We start from the raw sequence: 15,296 nt of genomic DNA on the forward strand, positions 1-15,296 counted from the left end.
GCGGCCCGCGGCCGCACCGGTTGCCCTCTCCGCGCGCCGTCCGGCGCCGCCTCTGCATCCCCTCAGTCCCGTCAGCGGTCCAGGTATTCCTCGCCCCGGAACGTGACGACCCATTGTGGTCGATAGACCACAAAGATCGCCACCAGCATGCCGGTCAGGAAAGCCTCGCCAAAGGCCAGGATGACGGCTGCCGTCAGGGTATCGGCAACGCTCCATGGCAGGCCCGGCGCCATCAGGTGGCGCCAGCCGGCCTCCGCCGCGCTGGCGCCCAACGCGGCCAGCCCGGCCGTGAAATAGCCGTGCCCCAGGATAAAGACGAACGGATGGCGCGGCAGCAGGCGCCGCATCATTGCCTGCAGCGCGGCGGAGATCAGCGCCGGCAGCAGCGCCAGCCAGACGTAGCGCACCCACAGCGAGGGCCAGTCAAACTGGGCCCAGCCATGCCCGGCCAGGTATTCGAGCCCGAACAGCGACACCACGTCCACCACGAACAGCGACAGCAGCGCCAGCGGCAGCCCGAACAGCGTCACCATCAGCGTGGCGCCGAGCAACTGGATCACCAGCCCGCCGACCAGCGTGGCTCGCAACGTCCACAGCAGCGCCACCAGCACCATCGCACCCAGCCAGGCGTTCTGCAGCGCATTGCGCCGCAACAGCTGCCAGGGCCGGCGCGTCAGCGCCCACAGCAGCCCCGCCAGGGACAGCAACAGCAGCAACGGGTGGGACAGCAGGGACGGCAGCGCGGTGTGCATGCGGCCGATGCTACCAGCGCTGCCCCCGCCCGGCCCTTGCACCCGGTCAAGCTCCGTGCGGCAAGCCCCACGCAACCCTTATAATTCCGCCTTTAGCCCAACCCGCGCTCCGGCGCGCGGTGGCGCCTCCACCTCCCGGCCACGAACCCGCCCTGCCTCCATGCCTGCCCAACTGATCGACGGCAACGCCCTTGCCAAACAAATCCGCTCCGAAGCCGCCCTGCGCGCCGCCCGCCTGACCGAGCGTGGTCACCGGCCCGGCCTGGCCGTGATCCTGGTCGGCGAAGACCCGGCCAGCCAGGTATACGTACGCAACAAGGTCAAGGCCTGCCAGGACAACGGCTTTCATTCCTCGCTCGACCGCTACCCGGCCGACCTGTCGGAGGCGGAACTGCTGGCCCGCATCGACGCACTGAACCAGGACCCGAACATCCACGGCATCCTGGTGCAGCTGCCCCTGCCCAAGCATATCGACAGCCACAAGGTGCTTGAAGCCATCGCCCCGGAAAAGGATGTCGACGGCTTCCACGTGGCCAATGCCGGCGCGCTGATGACCGGCGCCCCGCTGTTCCGCCCCTGCACGCCCTACGGCAGCATGAAGATGCTGGAATCGATCCAGTTCCCGCTGCGCGGCGCCCGCGCCGTGGTGGTGGGCGCCTCCAATATCGTCGGCAAGCCGATGGCGATGCTGCTGCTGCAGGCCGGCGCCACCGTCACCATCTGCAACAGCAAGACGCGCGACATCGGCGCCCACACCCGCGACGCGGATGTGGTGGTGGCCGCGGTCGGCAAGCGCAACCTGATCACCGCCGACATGGTCAAGCCGGGCGCGGTGGTGATCGACGTGGGCATGAACCGCGACGACAACGGCAAGCTCTGCGGCGACGTCGACTTTGCCGGCGTGCGTGAAGTCGCCGGCTACATCACGCCGGTGCCGGGCGGCGTCGGGCCGATGACCATCACCATGCTGCTGGTCAATACGCTGGAAGCCGCCGAGCGCGCCGCCGGCTGAGGCCGCGCGTACGATACGCCACCCGGGGCTCTGGAAAATCCGGCGCCCCGGCCCCATCTGCGGGAATATTGCCCGATCGAGGCCAGCCAACCGAGAACACGCCATGGACCAAGCCGCCAACGCTACCAATCCTCTGCTGGACTTTTCCGACCTGCCCCGCTTTGCCGAGATCCGGCCCGAGCACATCAGCCCGGCGCTGGACGTGCTGCTGGAACGCGCACAGCAGGCCGTCGACCGCGCCGAAGATCCGGCCACGCCCGCCGACTGGGCCAACGCCGTGCAGGCGCTGGAAGCGGCCACCGAGCCGCTGGGCCGCGCCTGGGGCGTAGTCAGCCACCTGAGCGCCGTGGCCGATACGCCCGAACTGCGCCGCGCGCACGCCGAGAACCTGCCGCGCATGACCGAGTTCTGGTCCTCGCTCGGCCAGAGCCTGGCGCTGTACGACAAGTACAAGGCGCTGGCCGCCAGCCCAGAGTTCGCCGGCATGAGCGCGGCGCGCCACCAGTTGATCGAAAACGAACTGCGCGGCTTCCGCCTGGGCGGTGCCGAGCTGCCTGAAGACAAGAAGCCGCGCTTCGCAGAGATCCAGGAGCAGCAGGCCCAGCTGTCCAAGGCCTTCTCCGACCACGTGCTGGATGCCACCAACGCCTACGCGCTGCATGTCGAGGACGAGGCCCGCCTGTCCGGCCTGCCCGACGACGCCAAGGAAGCCGCCCGCCATGCCGCCGAGAAGGATGGCAAGGCCGGCTGGAAATTCACGCTGCACTTCCCGTCCTACTTCCCGGTGCTGCAGTACGCGGACGACCGCGCGCTGCGCCAGACCCTGTACGAAGCCAATGTCACGCGCGCCTCGGAACTGGGTCCGCAGCATGGCCAGGGCCAGGCCGACTGGGACAACACCGCCAATATGCGCGAGCAGCTGGCCCTGCGCCGCGAAGAGGCGCAGATGCTGGGCTACCAGTGCTACGGCGAAGTCTCGCTGGTGCCGAAGATGGCCGAATCGCCGGCCGAGGTGCTGAAGTTCCTCGACGAGCTCGCCGTCAAGGCGCGCCCCTACGCCGAGCAGGACTGGGCCGAAATGAAGGCCTTTGCCGCCGCAGAGCTGGGGCTGCCTGAACTGGCGCCGTGGGATGTCGCCTATGCCTCGGAGAAGCTGCGCCAGCAGCGCTATGCGTTCTCCGAGCACGAGGTCAAGCAGTACTTCCCGGAAGCGAAGGTGCTCGAGGGCCTGTTCGGCGTGGTGCAGAAGCTGTTCGCGGTGCGCATCGAGCCCGAGCAGGCGCAGACCTGGCACACGGACGCACGCTTCTTCCGCGTCACCACCGCCGACGGCACGCTGCTGGCCCAGTTCTACATCGACCTGTACGCGCGCGAAGGCAAGCGCGGCGGCGCCTGGATGGACGACGCGCGCGGCCGCAAGGTGCTGGAGCAAGGCGGCGTGCAGACGCCGGTGGCCTACCTGACCTGCAACTTTTCGGCGCCGGTGGGCGGCAAGCCCGCGCTGTTCACGCACGATGAAGTGATCACCCTGTTCCATGAGTTCGGCCACGGCCTGCACCACATGCTGACGCAGGTGGGCGAGCTGGGCGTGTCGGGCATCAACGGCGTGGAATGGGATGCGGTGGAGCTGCCGTCGCAGTTCATGGAGAACTTCTGCTGGGAGTACGAGGTGCTGACCGGCATGACGCAGCACGTCGACACCGGCGCGCCGCTGCCGCGCGCGCTGTTCGACCGCATGCTGGCCGCCAAGAACTTCCAGAACGGCATGATGACGCTGCGGCAGATCGTGTTCTCGTCGTTCGACATGGACCTGCACACCGACTTCGACCCGGCCGGCGCCACCTCGGTGCTGGACCTGTCGCGCCAGATCAACGACCGCGTGCACGTGGTGCCGCAGCATCCGCTGTCGCGCTGGCCGAACACCTTCAGCCATATCTTCGCCGGCGGCTATGCGGCGGGCTACTACAGCTACAAGTGGGCCGAGGTGCTGTCGGCCGACGTGTACGCGGCGTTCGAAGAAGCCGCGCAGTTGTCGGGCAGCGTGCTCGACAGCGAGACCGGTGCGCGCTACCAGCGCGAGATCCTGTCGGTGGGCGGCAGCCGTCCGGCGATGGACTCGTTTGTCGCATTCCGCGGCCGCGCGCCGCAGATCGACGCGCTGCTGCGCCACGGCGGGATGGCAGCATGAGCGCGGCCGCCCTGCCCGCCAGCGGCCTGCTTCGCATCGCCAGCTGGAACGTCAATTCGCTCAAGGTGCGCCTGCCGCAGGTGCTGCAATGGCTGGCCGAGCAGGACCAGGCCGGCGCGCCGGTCGACGCGCTGTGCCTGCAGGAACTGAAGCTGCCGGACGACAAGTACCCGCTGGCCGAGCTGGAGAACGCGGGCTTCCACAGCGTCTACACCGGGCAGAAGACGTACAACGGCGTGGCCATCCTCGCCCGCGACGCCAGCATGCCCGGCCCCGCCGACGTGGTGCGCAACATCCCCGGCTTCGAGGACGCGCAGCAGCGCGTGATCGCGGCCACTTACGGCGACGTGCGGCTGGTCTGCGCCTACTTTCCCAACGGACAGGCGCTGGACTCGGACAAGTTCGTCTACAAGCTCAAGTGGCTGGATGCGATGACGGCCTGGCTGCGCGAAGAGATGAAGCGCTACCCGAAGCTGGCGCTGCTGGGCGACTTCAATATCGCGCCGGAAGACCGCGACGTGCACGACCCCAAGAAATGGGAAGGCCAGAACCTGGTCTCGCCACAGGAGCGCGCCGCATTTGCCGCGCTGGTGGAACTCGGCCTGGCGGATGCGTTCCGCCAGTTCGAGCAGCCCGAGAAGGCCTTCTCGTGGTGGGACTACCGCATGATGGCATTCCGCCGCAATGCGGGCCTGCGCATCGACCACATCCTGCTGTCGCCGGCATTGACCAGCGGCTGCAGCGCCTGCGTGATCGACCGCGTGCCGCGCACATGGGAGCAGCCGTCGGACCACACGCCGGTGGTCGCCACACTCAGCTGCGGCTGAACGCGCCGCTGGCGCCGCGCGCAGGTTCAGGCAAGTCCGGACAAGCCCCGCTCGCCGCGCGGCGCCGCGCCCGCTACACTGCGGGCATGAGCCACACCCGCCAGGCCATGTTCCGCCACCGCAACCTTCCTCACCTGCTGCTGCAAGCGCGCGAGACATTGCTGGCCGGCTTTCGCCCGATCCTGCGGCAGTTCGGCATCACCGAGCAGCAATGGCGCGTGATGCGCACGCTCAACGAGCGCGAGCCGATGGAGCCGAACCAGCTGGCCGAAGCCTGCCTGATCCTGAGCCCCAGCCTGACCCGCATGCTGGGCGGCATGGAAGACGCCGGGCTGGTCGAACGGACCCGCTCTGCCACCGACCAGCGCCGCCAGCTGGTCAGCCTGACGCCGTCGGCGCGCGCCATCATCGTGCAAATGGAGCCGCTGGTCGATGCACGCTACCAGGAGCTGGCGCAGCGGCTCGGCCCCGAGCGGCTGACCGAGGTCTACCGCGCGCTCGACGCCATGCTGGCCGGCCTGGCGCCGCAGCCGAACCTGCCCGAATCCACCCGGCCCGAATCCGTTGCCTCGCCACCGCCTGGGCGCGGCGGCGAGGCCGGCTGAGCCTGCCCCTTCATTGCCGATGCCCGCGTCCCATCCCGGATCACTCCTGCCGCGCCTGTTCCCATGGAGCCAGCGCGTCGACAAGACCACGCTGCGCGCCGACCTGGTGGCCGGCCTGCTTGGCGCCGTGCTGGTGCTGCCGCAGGGCGTGGCCTTCGCCACGCTGGCCGGCCTGCCGCCGCAATACGGCATCTACAGCGCGGTGGTGCCGTGCATCGTGGCGGCGCTGTTCGGTTCGAGCTGGCATGTGATGTCGGGGCCGACCAACGCCAATTCGCTGGCATTGTTCGCGATGCTGAGCCCGCTTGCGTTTGCCGGCAGCCCGGCCTATATCGGGCTGGCGCTGGCCGTCACCATCGTGGTGGGCGTGATCCAGCTCGCCGTGGGCACGTTGCGGCTTGGCACGCTGGCCAACTTTATTTCACCGTCGGTGCTGCTCGGCTTCACCTGCGGCGCCGCGACGCTGATCGGCCTGTATGCGCTCAAGGACCTGTTCGGGCTGGCGGTGCCGACCGGCACCAGTGCGTTCGGCGTGCTGCGCCACCTGCTCGAGAACATCGACACCATCAACTGGGGCGCGGCCACCGTAGGCGCTGTCACGCTGGTGGTGACGCTGCTGTGCAAGCGGCTGTGGCGGCGGCTGCCGTTCATGCTGCTGGGCCTGCTGGCCGGTTACGGCGTGGCGCTGCTGCTGAACCAGTCCGGCGCGGGCGGCGCCCACCATGTCAACGTGGTCGGGCCGATCCCGTCGGCGCTGCCGCGCTTCCACCTCCCCGATATGGACTGGCGCAAGCTGCCCGACCTGCTGGGCATCGCCTCGGCGCTGACCATCGTCGCGCTGGGCCAGTCGATCTCGATCGCCAAGGCGGTGGCGCTGCGCTCCGGCCAGCATATCGACGCCAACCGCGAGTTCATCGGCCAGGGCCTGTCCAATATCGCGGGCGGCTTCTTCTCAGGCTATATCTCGTGCGGCTCGCTCAACCGCTCGGTGCCGAACTTCGAAGCCGGCGCGCGCACGCCGCTGGCCAGCGTGTTCTCGGCGCTGTGGCTGGTGGCGCTGGTGGCCGTCAGCGCCCCGCTGCTGGCACAGATCCCGATGGCGGCGATCGCCGCGATGCTGCTGCTGGTGGCGTGGGGCCTGCTCGACACCGCGCGGCTGCGCCGCATCTTCACGCTCAGCCGCACGGAATTCGCGATCGCCATCGGCACCTTCGCGGCCACGCTGGTGATCCGGCTGGAAATGGCGGTGCTGCTCGGCACCGTGCTGTCGCTGGTGGCCTACCTGTACCGCACGTCGCGGCCGGCCGTGCGCAGCCTGGTGCCCGACGCCGACGATCCCGGCCGGCGCTTCACGCCGCTGGACGAGCTGCGCCGCCCGCAGCCGGAATGCCCGCAGCTGAAGCTGCTGCGCATGGAGGGCGCGATCTACTTCGGCGCCGTGCAGTACGTGACGGATCGCCTGCACTGGCTGCGCACGGTCAACGCCGGCCAGACGCACCTGCTGGCGATGACCAAGAGCATGAACTTCATCGACCTGGCCGGTGCCGAGATGTGGGAAAACGAGCTCGCCGAACGGCGCGCGCTGGGCGGCGATCTGTACTTCCACCGCCCGCGCACGCAGGTGCTGCAGACCTGGGCGCAGACCGGCTTTACCGACAAGCTCGGGGCCGACCATATCTTCCCGACCAAGCGGCAGGCGCTGCACACGATCGTCGACCAGCTCTCGCCGGACATCTGCGCGCAATGCACCGTGCGGATCTTTGAAGAGTGCGCGTCACGGCCTGGCGCCGCGGCCCCGGCAGCACAATGAACTGAAGCGCCGGCGCGTCGGCATAAGCGGCGGCCGCGCACCAGCGTTCAGCAACAATACGGCTGCAGAAAACTAAGAAACTGAAACGGGAAAACCGGGAGACTGCCTGTGCCGGCGTTGCCGGCTTGGCACGCAAGGCCGGACGGCCCTACGTCTGGGAACCTGACAACAGATGGGCGCCCGCGGCATGCCGGGGCCTGGCCGGGGCATCCATCCGCATCAGATCGGCGCCACGTGGGCGCGCTTGACGACGATTGGCTGGGGCGCGCCCTGCTCGATCAGCACCACGGCGGCGCGTTCGATGGTTTCGCGACCGGCACGGAATGCCTCTTCCAGCGACAGTACCTGGTCGGCACTGAAGCCTTCCCACAGTGCTTCGCGTGTCACCACGCAAGTCACCTTCTCGCCATTGACAAGTGCCTGGAACAGCAAGCCTTCATTATTGATGTCGTAGCGCTCTTGCTCTTGGAATTTGATTTCCATCGGTGCAGCCCTCCATATGCAAGTGGAGAAACATCCTAACATGGCTCCGGCAAAATCGTATGGATAGAGCCCATGCGAATGCGCTCATTGCGAAGACCATCACGGCCGTCTTTGAGTTCCATCCGCTTGCATGTGTGGCTCCCGGTCACAACGACGGGGGTTGTTCCGGCAAGTGCATCAAACATTTGACAGCGCCGGAAATCATGCTAGAATCTCGTTCTTCGTTGGGGCGTTAGCTCAGTTGGTAGAGCAGCGGACTCTTAATCCGTAGGTCGAGTGTTCGAGTCACTCACGCCCCACCACCGAATACAGAAAGGCCGGAAGCAGCAATGCTTCCGGCCTTTTGCTTTGTGCGCTTGCTTCATTGGCTTATCCGCTGCGGCACATGCCCACGCCACAGCGGTCCGTGCATCAGGCGCCCTGGCTGGCCCGCTCGAACAGCGTACGCGCCAGCGCGCGATGGCGCAGCAGCACGTTGGGCAGGTCGGCCGTCAGCAGTGCACCGTCGCGCACCACTTCCCTGCCGTTGATCACGCTCGCCGCGACATTGGCCGGCGTGCAGAACACCAGCGCCGCCACCGGGTCATGGCCGGCGCCGGCAAAGCCGACTTCCGACATATCGAAGGCGACAAAATCCGCCGACATGCCCGGCGCCAGCGCGCCGATATCGTCGCGGTTGAGCACGCGCGCGCCACCCAGCGTGGCAATCTCCAGCGCCTCGCGCGCGCTCATGGCGGCCGGCCCATAGCCAACGCGCTGCAGCAGCATGGCCTGGCGCGCCTCGCCCAGCATATGCGCGCCGTCGTTCGACGCGCTGCCGTCCACGCCCAGGCCCACCGGCACGCCCGCATCGCGCATGGCACGCACCGGCGCAATGCCGGACGCCAGCCGCATGTTCGAGCACGGGCAATGCGCCACGCCGGTCCCGGTGCGGGCAAACAGTGCGATGCCCTCGTCGTCCAGCTTGACGCAGTGCGCATGCCACACATCGTGGCCGACCCAGCCCAGGTCCTCGGCATACTGGGCCGGCGTCAGGCCGAATTTCTCACGCGAGTAGGCAATGTCGTTGTCGTTCTCGGCCAGGTGCGTGTGCAGCGACACGCCATAGTGCCGCGCCATATTGGCCGACTCGCGCATCAGGTCGCGCGACACCGAAAACGGCGAGCACGGTGCCAGCACCACGCGCAGCATCGCGTGGCGCGCACTGTCGTGGTACTGCTCCACCAGCCGCTGGCTGTCGCGCAGGATGGCGGCTTCCTCTTCCACCACCACGTCCGGCGGCAGGCCGCCCTTGCTGCGGCCCACGCTCATCGAGCCGCGCGCGGCGTGGAAGCGCATGCCCATCTCCTGCGCCGCGGCAATCGAGTCATCCAGGCGCGAGCCGTTCGGGAACAGGTAGAGGTGGTCGCTGGTGGTGGTGCACCCGGACAGCATCAGCTCGGCCATCGCGGTCTTGGTCGACACCGCGATCATTTCCGGCGTCAGGTGCGACCACAGCATGTACAGATTGGTCAGCCACGAGAACAGCTCGGCGTCCTGCGCCGCTGGCACCGCGCGCGTCAGGCTCTGGTACATGTGGTGGTGGGTGTTGACAAGGCCGGGCGTGACCACGCGGCCGCGCATGTCGAGCACCTGCGCGCTGCCGTCGTCGACCATGCGCCGGTACTGCGGCGGCAGCTCCGAGGTGGGGCCGACCCACTGCACGGCGGGGCCTTCGGCAACCAGGGCGCCGTCGCGGATCTCGCGGCGCTGCGCGTCCATGGTGACCAGTACGTCGGCGTTCAGGGCAATCAGGGTCATGGCGGAATTCCTTCTGCAAAACGAATTGGGGGACTGGATGGCCGCCAGTCTACGGCGGCGAGGTGCCAACTCCCAAGCGCAGAATTCCGATCATCCTGTCCACAAAAAGTGGACACCCATCCGTAGCAACCTCTCAATCAGCGCGCCTGCGCGAACAATACGGCCAGGGCGTCGCCGATGCGCTCGGCCATCAGCCCGGCGGCGGCGCTGAGCGGGCCGCGGGCCCGCGCCACCAGCGTCAGGGTCTGGCCCTGCAGGTGGCGGTCACGCAGCGGCACATAGACCAGCGCCTGGCGGGCGCGCTCTTCCATCACATCGAGCGGGTTCAGCAGCGCGATGCCGGTGCCGAGCATCACCAGTTGCCGGATCAGGGCGGTTGAGGTGGACTCCGCCACCGGCGAGACCTCGATCGCATTGCGGGCAAAGGCCGCGTCAAGGATGGCGCGGATCGACAGGGAGGGCGCCGGCAGGATCAGCGGATAGCCGACGCACTCACTCAGCAGCGCCGATTGCCGGGCCGCCAGCGCATGGCCCGGCGGCACCACCGCGCCGATCTGCCAGTCGCTGGTGGCCAGCGCCCGGAAGGCGGGCAGCTCAGGCAGGTCATAGCCAAGGCCCAGGTCGGCGTCGCCCTGCTCCACCGCCGCGATGATGTCGGCAACCGGCAGGTCGGCGACGCGCACCACGATGCCCGGATAGCGCTGGCGGAAGTCATGCACCAGCGACGGCATCAGCGAGCCCGCCAGGCCGGCCGTGACCGCCACGGTGACCTCGCCGCGGCGCGCGCCCTTGAAGTCCTCGATGCGCTCGCGCAGCGCGTCGTGCTCGCGCAGCGTCTGGCGCACGTGGGCCAGCACCATCTCGCCCAGCGGCGTCAGCCGCAGCCGCTTGTTGATGCGCTCGAACAGCGGCGCGCCCAGTTCCGCCTCCAGGTCCAGGATCTGGCGGTTGACCGCGGTCGGCGCCACATGCAGGTGCTCGGCCGCCTTGCGGATCGAACCGCGGCGGACGACCTCGTCGAGATAGCGTAGGACTCTGGCGTGCATGGGCTGGGCAAGCTGGTGGATCGGAACCACCGCGCGGGATGCGCGCGGTGGCCTGGCATTGTAGCGGCCAGTGCAGGTTGGCTCGCAAAAATTGCGCGAAGGCTATTGCGCCTTATCCGATACCTTGCTACAATCTTTTTCTTCGTTGGGGCGTTAGCTCAGTTGGTAGAGCAGCGGACTCTTAATCCGTAGGTCGAGTGTTCGAGTCACTCACGCCCCACCAGCGAATTCAGGAAAAGCCGGAAGCCTTGCTTCCGGCTTTTTTCATTTCCGCCGCCCTGCTTCTGCGCGCGCTCGGCATGGCTGCCAGTTTCTTGATACGCGGGTTCTCACCAATTCCCCTGCGCCCGCTTTCCCGGTTGAATCGCTTCCGCGCACATTGTGGAACATAGTTCCGTATCGCGGAACTATCGCAAGGTGCCGGCCGTCGCCGCATCCCGGCACGGCCTGGTCATGCCAGCGCGGGGATCCGTGACAGCGCGGGGCGCAGACGAATGGTCGCGTCCGAAGAAACGCCTGCAGCCCGCCTGGCGAATCAGTGAAAGAAGAACGGAGGCACTCCTTGAAAGCAGTTATCAACGCCGGCGCAGCCGCCTGCATCGCCGCCCTTGGCCTGGCCCACGCCGGCCTGGCCCAGGCCCAGTCCTACCCCAACAAGCCGATCCGCCTGATCGTTCCGTTCGCGGCCGGCGGCACCACCGACATCGTTGCGCGCGCGGTCTCAGACGGCCTCGGCCGCGAACTGGGCCAGCCGGTGGTGGTGGAAAACCGCGGCGGCGGCGGCGGCGCGATCGGCGCCGACGCGCTCGCCAAGTCCGCCCCGGACGGCTACACGCTGGGCATCGCCACCGTCAGCACGATGGCGACCAACCCCGCCACCAACCCCAAGAACCCGTACGACCCGCTCAAGGACTTCGCGCCGATCACCAACCTGGTCAACGTGCCGAACGTGCTGACGGTCAACCCGAAGGTGCCGGCCAAGACCCTGAAGGAATTCGTCGCGATGCTGCAGGCCAACCCCGGCAAGTACAGCTACGCCTCGGCCGGCAAGGGCAGCATCTCGCACCTCGACGGCGAGCTGTTCAAGGACATCACCAAGACCGACATGGTCCATATCCCCTACCGCGGATCGGGCCCTGCGCTGAACGACACGCTGGCCGGCCAGGTCAACGCGCAGTTCGACAACCTGCCGTCGTCGATGCCGCATATCCAGGCCGGCAAGCTGCGCGCGCTGGCAGTGGCGGCGCCCAAGCGGGTCGAGGGCCTGCCTGACGTGCCGACCTTTGCCGAAGCCGGCATGAAGGACATGAACAACATGGCCTGGTACGGCCTGGTGGCCCCGGCCGGCACGCCGGCGGCAATCATCACGCGCGTGCACGATGCCGCGGTCAAGGCGCTGCAGGACCCGAACGTCAAGCGCCGCCTGGCCGACAGCGGTGCCTACACCGACGGCAACACCCCGGCGCAGTACGCCGCCCAGATCAAGCGCGAGCTGGACCTGCGCAAGAAGATCGCACGCGACCAGAACATCACACTGGAATAAGCGGACGGCGAAACCGTCCCGCGAGGGGTCATGACCGGCTGCCACCTGGCAGCCGGTTTTTTTATGGCTGGCGGTTGAAAATGGGCCATGGGCCACCCACATCTATGCCAGGATCGTTGCATTTGATCCGACGCAGGACGCAGGCAACGCAATGGGTGTTCAATACTTGTAGAAGAAACTTTCACTTTGCGGACAAGCGCTGACTCGGTACATTAACCGGGTGTTCCGCCACATGTGCCCGGCCGTCACCGGCCAAGCTCGGCCCCAAAACCGGATTCGCGCAGGCGCTGCGCGACCGTCAATCGCGAGGATAAGCAAGATGCTGAAGAAGACCGTTTCGACCCTGATCGTTGCAGCACTGGCCGCGCTGGGCGCGACGCAGGTCTATGCGCAGAAGAACTACACCGAAGGTGGCGATCTCTACGGTGGCAGCCACACCAAAAAGGCCAGCCCGAACCAGAACCCCGCCAAGTCCGGCAAGTTCGACCCGTACACCGATGGCGCCAAGCAATCGACCAAGTCGGACCTGACCAACTCGGGCAAGAAGTTCGACCCGAACACGGATGGCGCCAAGTCCGGCAAGTTCGATCCGTACACTGACGGCGCCAAGGCCGGCAAGGCTGATCCGTACACCGACGGCGCCAAGGCGCCTGCCAGCCAGGGCAGCAAGGCGCAGTAAGCCAGCCCCGCCGCCAACCGGCGGCACCAAGGCAAACAGCCCGCTTGCGCGGGCTGTTTTGCGTTCTGGCGGAGACCGCGCTCAGGCTGCCATCGCCTGGGCCGGCTGCGCGGGCCGCATGGTGCCGCGGTCGCGGAAGCCGACATGCCAGGACAGCGCCTCTTCCAGCAGGTGCGGGGTCTGGCCGCCATGGGTGCTGGCGCGCCGGAAGTAGTCGCCCAGCAGCTCGCGGTATTGCGGGTCGGCACAGTTGGCGATGACCGTGCGCGCGCGTTCGCGCGGCGCCAGGCCGCGCAGGTCGGCCAGGCCGTGCTCGGTGACGATGATGTCGACGTCGTGCTCGGTATGGTCCACGTGCGCCACCATCGGCACGATGCTGGAGATATCGCCGCCCTTGGCCACCGACTTGGTCACGAATACCGACAGGTGCGCATTGCGCGCAAAATCCCCGGAACCGCCGATGCCGTTCATCATGTGCGTGCCCCCCACATGCGTGGAGTTGACGTTGCCGTAGATGTCGCACTCCAGCGCCGTATTGATGGTGATCAGCCCGAGCCGGCGCAGGATCTCCGGATGGTTGCTGATCTCCTGCGGACGCAGCACCAGGCGCGAGCGATAGCGGTCCAGGTTCGACAGGAAGCGCTGGTACACCTCGCGCGTCAGCGTCACCGAAGAGGCCGAGGCAAACGCCAGGCGCCCCGCATCCAGAAGTTCGATGGTGCTGTCCTGCAGCACCTCGGAATACATCTGCAGGTCGCGGAACGGTGAATCGACCATGCCGTGCAACACCGCGTTGGCGATGGTGCCTATGCCCGCCTGCAGCGGCTGCAGCGAGGGCGAGAGCCTGCCGGCGCGGACTTCGCGCAGCAGGAAATCGTTGAGATGGCCGGCGATATTGCGCGTATCGGCATCCGGCGGCAGCGCGTTGGACGGGCTGTCGTCCTTGGCGGTGATGACGATGGCCGCGATCTTCTCGGGATCGATGGGGATATACGGCAGGCCAATGCGCTGCTCGGGCGCGATCAGCGGGATCGGCTGGCGGTACGGGCGCTGCACCGGGAAGTAGATATCGTGCAGCCCTTCCAGCTCCGGCGGCATGTTCAGGTTGATCTCGACGATCACCTTGCGCGCCAGCATGGCGAAGCTGGCCGAGTTGCCGACCGAGGTGCTGGGGATGATGCCGCCCTGCTCGGTGATCGCCACCGCTTCCACCACCGCAACGTCCACCGGTGCGATCTGGCCGGAGCGCAGTTGTTCCACGGTCTCGGACAGGTGCTGGTCGATGAACATCACTTCGCCGGCGTTGATCTTGCGGCGCAGCGCGGCGTCGGACTGGAACGGCAGGCGGCGCGCAATCACGTCGGCCTCTGCCAGTACCCGGTCGATATCGTTGCCCAGCGAGGCGCCGGTCATCAGGGTGATGCGCAGCGGCTCGGTTGCCGCCCGCCGCGCCAGCGCAAACGGGACTTCCTTGCAGTCGCCCGCACGCGTGAAGCCGCTCATGCCTACCGTCATGCCGTCGCGGATCAGCGCGGCGGCTTCGTCGGCCGAGACTACCTTGTCGTGCAGCCTGGCCAGGCGAATGCGTTCCTTGTACATCCTTATCTCCGGTCTGGCGGCCAGGCCCGTGCCCGCGCCGCGCGCCCCTGCTGGCCTGAAGGCTCGTCGGCGGGGTCTCCGGCAGGCAGTGTAGCCAGCCGCATACATTCCGGCTGTGATTTAAAGTCATGGACTCCAGTCGCTATATTCATAGCTAAAGTCATGCCGGGAGGCGTGCGGGCCACGATGTCCCTGTGGCGCCACAGGGCATTTCCGTCCTGTCACAATCCCGGCAAAGGATTCTGGTAGTGTCTGCCCCATCGGTCGACCGTGCCCCGCCAGAGAGGCTGCGGCGTCCGTGCCGCCCGGGCCGGCCATGCTCCGGCCCCTGGTACCCGTGCGACGGATGCCAGCGCATCGCAGTGGCGGCAAACCAAAACAGGAGACGCCATTCATGCAGCCAAGACCCCTTGAACCCAGCGAGCCGGTTGTCCTTGCCCTGGTTGATGCCGTAACCGCCTGGCAAAGTGCGTTGGAACAGACGCTGTGCGCCTCTGGCCTGAACTACGCCCAGTGGCTGCTGCTGCGGGCCATCCGCCAGGATGCCTTCGAGCGCGGCTCGCCCTTGCCGGGCCCGATGCCGATCGATGTCGCGCGTTCCGAGACGATGCTGGATGAACTGCGGCGCGACGGCTGGATCGAGTACGCCGGCACCCAGGCGCCCCGCATTGCAGAAGGCGCAGCCAACCGGCTGCAGCGCACCGCGCAGGCCCTCAGCGCGCTGCACAGCGTGTCAGTGGCGGCGTTCAGTTCGCAAGAGCGTGCTGCGCTGGGCACCCTGCTGGAGCGGATGAAGACCACGCTGAGCGACCACACCACGCGCCAGGTTCGCGCGGGCACCGAAGCCGACCGGCAGGAAAAAGCCGCTACGCCCTCGCATTGCCCCGGCCTGCCGCCGGTCGCGCACCGCCCCACCTCCTGCCCCACCCTCGCCGCCACGCGCCTCTGAGCG

At 67.6% G+C, this 15,296-nt stretch carries 13 protein-coding genes and 2 tRNA genes; 10 read left to right on the plus strand and 5 right to left on the minus strand.

All coding sequences use genetic code 11. From position 1 onward, the window contains the following. Positions 1–71 precede the first annotated feature (71 nt). Entirely contained in the window at positions 72–752 is a 681-nt protein-coding gene (locus ACW4E8_RS06855) for a hypothetical protein (protein ID WP_456803830.1), read from the minus strand. A 160-nt stretch (positions 753–912) separates the two neighbouring features. On the opposite strand from ACW4E8_RS06855, the gene folD reads away from it, so the two are divergent. The 5 genes from folD to ACW4E8_RS06880 all read left to right on the plus strand — a co-directional run bounded on the left by folD (position 913) and on the right by ACW4E8_RS06880 (position 7,194). After that, on the plus strand, positions 913–1,764 hold the full coding sequence (folD, locus tag ACW4E8_RS06860; protein WP_456803831.1) for a bifunctional methylenetetrahydrofolate dehydrogenase/methenyltetrahydrofolate cyclohydrolase FolD: 852 nt from the start codon (positions 913–915) through the stop codon (positions 1,762–1,764). 103 nt (positions 1,765–1,867) lie between these two features. Beyond that, a complete protein-coding gene (locus ACW4E8_RS06865) occupies positions 1,868–3,952 on the plus strand; it encodes a M3 family metallopeptidase (RefSeq protein ID WP_456803832.1) in 2,085 nt (694 codons plus the stop codon). After that, positions 3,949–4,779, plus strand: a complete 831-nt coding sequence (gene xth / locus ACW4E8_RS06870) for an exodeoxyribonuclease III (RefSeq protein ID WP_456803833.1) — start codon at positions 3,949–3,951, stop codon at positions 4,777–4,779. The genes ACW4E8_RS06865 and xth overlap by 4 nt, the downstream gene beginning before the upstream one ends. An 86-nt stretch (positions 4,780–4,865) precedes the next feature. After that, on the plus strand, positions 4,866–5,384 hold the full coding sequence (hpaR, locus tag ACW4E8_RS06875) for a homoprotocatechuate degradation operon regulator HpaR (RefSeq protein WP_456803834.1): 519 nt from the start codon (positions 4,866–4,868) through the stop codon (positions 5,382–5,384). Positions 5,385–5,403: 19 nt separating this feature from the next. Further along, complete coding sequence (locus ACW4E8_RS06880; RefSeq protein WP_456803835.1) at positions 5,404–7,194, plus strand: SulP family inorganic anion transporter; 1,791 nt, start codon at positions 5,404–5,406, stop codon at positions 7,192–7,194. A 219-nt stretch (positions 7,195–7,413) separates the two neighbouring features. Here ACW4E8_RS06880 and ACW4E8_RS06885 read toward each other — a convergent pair whose 3' ends face one another. After that, positions 7,414–7,677 carry a DUF1488 family protein gene (locus ACW4E8_RS06885; protein WP_010813081.1) on the minus strand — a complete coding sequence of 88 codons (264 nt, stop codon included), beginning with the start codon at positions 7,675–7,677 and terminating at the stop codon, positions 7,414–7,416. Positions 7,678–7,903: 226 nt separating this feature from the next. Here ACW4E8_RS06885 and ACW4E8_RS06890 point away from each other — a divergent pair. After that, positions 7,904–7,979 (plus strand) — tRNA-Lys (locus ACW4E8_RS06890). 109 nt (positions 7,980–8,088) lie between these two features. Here the strand turns inward: ACW4E8_RS06890 and ACW4E8_RS06895 are convergent. Continuing rightward, positions 8,089–9,477 (minus strand): 8-oxoguanine deaminase, encoded by a 1,389-nt coding sequence (locus ACW4E8_RS06895; protein ID WP_456803836.1) that lies wholly within the window; start codon positions 9,475–9,477, stop codon positions 8,089–8,091. Between the two features lie 137 nt (positions 9,478–9,614). Then, a complete protein-coding gene (locus ACW4E8_RS06900) occupies positions 9,615–10,523 on the minus strand; it encodes a LysR substrate-binding domain-containing protein (RefSeq protein WP_456803837.1) in 909 nt (302 codons plus the stop codon). 147 nt (positions 10,524–10,670) lie between these two features. Between ACW4E8_RS06900 and ACW4E8_RS06905 the strand changes: the two genes are divergently transcribed. From ACW4E8_RS06905 to ACW4E8_RS06915, 3 genes are all read left to right on the plus strand, one after another. Next, a tRNA-Lys gene (locus ACW4E8_RS06905) sits at positions 10,671–10,746 on the plus strand. A 339-nt stretch (positions 10,747–11,085) separates the two neighbouring features. After that, positions 11,086–12,066: a tripartite tricarboxylate transporter substrate binding protein BugE gene (locus tag ACW4E8_RS06910; RefSeq protein ID WP_456803838.1), complete on the plus strand. Its 981-nt coding sequence runs from the start codon at positions 11,086–11,088 to the stop codon at positions 12,064–12,066. A 319-nt stretch (positions 12,067–12,385) separates the two neighbouring features. Next, positions 12,386–12,745, plus strand: a complete 360-nt coding sequence (locus ACW4E8_RS06915; protein WP_456803839.1) for a hypothetical protein — start codon at positions 12,386–12,388, stop codon at positions 12,743–12,745. Between the two features lie 81 nt (positions 12,746–12,826). Here the strand turns inward: ACW4E8_RS06915 and ACW4E8_RS06920 are convergent, their stop codons facing one another. Beyond that, entirely contained in the window at positions 12,827–14,344 is a 1,518-nt protein-coding gene (locus ACW4E8_RS06920; protein ID WP_456803840.1) for an acetyl-CoA hydrolase/transferase family protein, read from the minus strand. Positions 14,345–14,738: 394 nt separating this feature from the next. On the opposite strand from ACW4E8_RS06920, the gene ACW4E8_RS06925 reads away from it, so the two are divergent. Next, the gene (locus ACW4E8_RS06925) at positions 14,739–15,293 is read left to right on the plus strand and encodes a MarR family transcriptional regulator (RefSeq protein WP_456803841.1); all 555 of its coding nucleotides are present in this window, start codon (positions 14,739–14,741) and stop codon (positions 15,291–15,293) included. Positions 15,294–15,296: the final 3 nt, after the last annotated feature.

The organism is Cupriavidus sp. CP313, from assembly GCF_054072015.1.